This is a genomic window from Ornithinicoccus halotolerans, assembly GCF_009602535.1.
Taxonomy (GTDB): domain Bacteria; phylum Actinomycetota; class Actinomycetes; order Actinomycetales; family Dermatophilaceae; genus Ornithinicoccus; species Ornithinicoccus halotolerans.
On record NZ_WIQI01000170.1, the window covers coordinates 1 to 3,848 of the forward strand.

The window sequence follows — 3,848 nt, forward strand, 5'->3', positions numbered from 1 at the left end:
CAACCGGATCCCGTTCGGCAAGGTCGGCGGCGCCTACGCCCGGGCCTCCAACCAGGACATGCTCACCGCGGCGCTGGCCGGGCTGCGGGGCCAGTGGCGCGACGCCACCGGGCAGGACCCGGCCGCGGTCGTGGTGTCCGGAGGCACCGTCGACGCCGGCCACCAGCTCACCACCGAGGCGTCGCTGCCGGCCGCCACCGCACCACAGCTGCAGCTGCTGAGCTACGAACCGGTGCTCAGCGGCCTGCTGAGCGAGTCCTCCGCCGCCACGGGGGTGGCCGACCGGCAGCGACTGCTGGCCGAGCTGCTGGCGACCTACCAGGAGCAGCCGGCCGCTCGCCGCAGCCTGCTGGTGGTGACCCCCCGGGAGGACACCAGCAGTCCCGACCGGCTGGCCGAGCACGCCCGGGTCCTGCACGGGCTGCCGTGGGTGCGGCTGACCTCCGCCGAGTCGCTGGTCGGCTCCTCCGCCCCGGAGGCCACCGCCCCCGGCGTCCTCACCGGACAGCCCGCACCGGCCTCCGCCGTGGGCGACCCGGCGGCGCTGCCCCCGGTCGCCCCCAGCCCGCTCCTCGACGGCGGTGTGGAGCGGGTCGAGCAGGTGCGCGCGCTGCTCACCGGTGCCGCGGAGGTGGTCGCCGGGTCGGAGTCGGCCGCCCAGCGGTGGCACGAGGTGCTCGACCAGCAGTACTCGGTGCGCTGGCGGGGCAGCCCGGCCTGGCGGCAGCCGCTGGAGGCGGCCCGGGCAGCGGCGGAGCGGGTGCTGGCGGGGGTGCACGTGAACCCCACCACGGTGAACTTCCTCGCCGACGAGGGGCTGATCCAGGTCACGGTCGTCAACGACCTGGACCTGCCGGTGGAGGACCTGCAGGTCGACGTGACGCCCCGGAACGGCCGGCTCCGGGTGACGGAGCCGGCCGACCCGGTGACCGTCGGCCCAGGCAGCCGGGCCACGGTGTCGTTCCGCGCCCGGGCGGTGGCCGCCGGTGACGTGCCGCTGGAGGTGCGGTTGACCACGCCCGGCGGGACCGAGGTCGGGGAGGCCGAGCTGATGAACGTGCACGTGCAGCCGACCGGCACCTGGTTCTACTGGGCGCTGGGCGGGCTGGCCGGCGCGGTGCTGCTGCTCGGGCTGGTCCGCACCCTACGCTCGCCCCGCCGGGGACAGCAGGACGGCGACGAGCACCCGAAGGAGGCACCGGCCCCGTGAGCGAGACCGCCAGCCAGGGCCGCGGCTCCGCGACACTGGCCCGTAGCAGCGCGCTGATGGCCTCGGGGACGCTCGTCTCCCGCATGCTCGGCCTAGTCCGCGTGCTGCTGCTCGCCGGCGCCGTCGGGCTGCTGTCCGGGCCGGCCAACGCCTGGTCGACCGCGAACACGCTGCCCAACACCGTCTACCTCCTGCTGGCAGGCGGCATCCTCAACGTCATCCTGGTGCCCAGCATCACCCGCGCGATGAGCCAGCCGGACGGCGGCCGGGCCTTCACCGACCGGCTGCTCACGCTGGCGCTGCTGGCGCTGGCCGGCATCGCGGTGGTGTTCACCGCCGGCGCGGCCGTGCTGACCCGGCTCTACGCGTGGACCTGGGACGGGGAGCAGTTCGCGCTGGCGGTCTCGTTCGCCTACCTGTGCCTGCCGCAGATCTTCTTCTACGGGCTCTACACGGTGCTGGGGCAGATCCTCAACGCCCAGGAGAAGTTCGGCTACTACATGTGGGCGCCGGTCGCGAACAACATCGTGGCCATCGCGGGGATCCTCGTCTTCCGTACCCTCTACCCCGAGGCGGCCGACCTCGGCCCCGGCGCCTGGACCGCGGAGATGGTGTGGCTGCTCGGCGGCACCGCCACCCTCGGGGTGGTCACCCAGGCGCTGGTGCTGATGGTGCCGGTCTGGCGGTCGGGCTTCCGCTACCGCCCGCGGTGGGGCTTCCGGGGTGTCGGGCTGGGCACGGCCTCCCGGATGGCGATCTGGATGCTCGGCGTCGTCGGGGTCTCGCAGGCCGGCATGTGGCTGTCGACCAACGTGCTCAACCGGGCCTCGGACATCGACGAGCTGGCGGCCGGCAAGATCGTCTACGAGAACGCCTTCCTGTTCTTCATCCTGCCGCACTCGCTCATTGCCACCAGCCTGATCACCGCGATGTTCACCCGGATGTCGCGGGCGGCGCACGCCGAGGACCTGCGGGAGCTTTCCCGGCAGTACCGGCACGGCCTGCGGCTGCTGGGCGTGGCGATGGTGCCGATCAGCGTCGGGGTGTTCGTGCTCGCGCCGTCGCTGACCTCGCTGCTGTGGGCGGAGAACACGCCACGGGAGACGCTGGCGACCGCCCACGTGCTGATGGCGCTGGTCATCGGGCTGTCGCCGTACGGCATCTACATCCTGTCGGGGCGGATCTTCCACGCCTTCCAGGACGGGCGCACGCCGTTCCGGATGCAGCTGGTCATCACCGCCATCGCCGGGACCGGCTCGCTGGTCGCCGCGACGCTGCCGGCCGCCGCCACCGCCATCGGCATCGGCCTGGCGCAGACCGCCGGGCAGGCCGCCGCGGCCGTGCTGGGCGTCATCTGGGTGCGCCGCCGGCTGGGCGGCGTGCCGCTCGGGGACGTGGCCCGCACCTACCGCCGGGTGCTGCTGGCCACCGCCGTGGCCGTCCTGCCCACCCTGCTGGTGGTCTGGGCGGCGCACCGGATGCTGCTGGACCCGTGGGCGTCACTGGTGTCGGTGACCGTCGGCGGCCCGCTGCTGCTGGGCTGCTACGCGATGCTGGCCCACCGGCTGGGGGTCACCGAGGTGGGCGAGGCGGTGGCCCCGGTCGCCCGCCGGCTCGGGCTGGCCCGGCTGCTCCCCGCCCGGGCCCGGTCGGGGCCGAGCGGTCCCGGCGGCGAGGGTCCGCAGGAGCGGGACGGCAGCACACTAGGCTTGCCGCACGGCCGGGACGGCGCCGAGGATGGACGCGACCTCCCGCGGCCCGTCGCGTCCGCCGACGAGGTCACCCCGGCCAGAGAGGAGTACAGCGTGCACGGGATCGAGCCCGGTCGGGTCCTCGGTGACCGCTACCTGCTGCAGGAGCTGCTCGCCCGCCGTGACGACACCCTCGACTACTGGTCCGCCCGTGACGTCACCCTGGACCGCACCGTCGCCGTCACCGTGCTGTCGTCCGAGGGTGAGCAGGCCGAGCTGGCCGAGTCCGTCCTGGACGGCGCGCGCCGCACCGCCGGGGTCGACGACCCCCGCCTGGTCCGCGTGCTGGACGTCGGCCAGGAGGACGGGCTGAGCTGGATCGTGGAGGAGGGACTCGTCGACGCCGAGTCACTGGCCTCCCTGGTCGCCGACGGCCCGCTTCCGGCCGAGGAGGTCCGCCGCATCATCGGCGAGGCCGCCTCCGGGCTGGAGACCGCCCGCCGGCGCGGCCTGCACCACCTGTTCCTCAGCCCCTACGCCGTGCTCTGCACGCGGGACGGCGCGGTCAAGCTCTCCGGGGTCGCGGTCGCGGCCGCGCTGGAGCAGACCGAGGAGATCTCGGCCAGCGAGGCCTCGCTCGTCGACACCGCCGACCTGGTGAGCCTGCTCTACACCGGCCTGACCGGTCGCTGGCCCGGCGAGGAGATGGAGGGGCTGCGGGAGGCCCGTCGGCTGGCGGACGGCTCGCTCCCGGCACCCTCGGAGGTGGTCGCCGGCGTGCCCGGTGACCTGGACGCGCTCTGCCGGCAGGTGCTGGCGCTCGACTTCGACCCGCACGCCGGCCCGCAGACTCCCGGGGAGCTCGCCCGCCAGCTCGCCCCGTGGTCCCCGGAGCCGGTCCGCGACCAGCCCGTCGCAGCACCCGACGCCCCGCTGCAGCGCTCCGG

General features: G+C 74.8%; 2 protein-coding genes. Both read left to right on the forward strand.

Annotation, left to right across the window (positions count from 1 at the left end):
* On the forward strand, positions 1 to 1,210 hold a 1,210-nt coding region (locus GFJ45_RS16550; protein WP_194288721.1), incomplete at its 5' end, for a DUF6049 family protein.
* Positions 1,207 to 3,848 (forward strand): murein biosynthesis integral membrane protein MurJ (gene murJ / locus GFJ45_RS15545; protein ID WP_153398855.1); only part of this gene is annotated, 2,642 nt, incomplete at its 3' end. The genes GFJ45_RS16550 and murJ, both read left to right, overlap by 4 nt.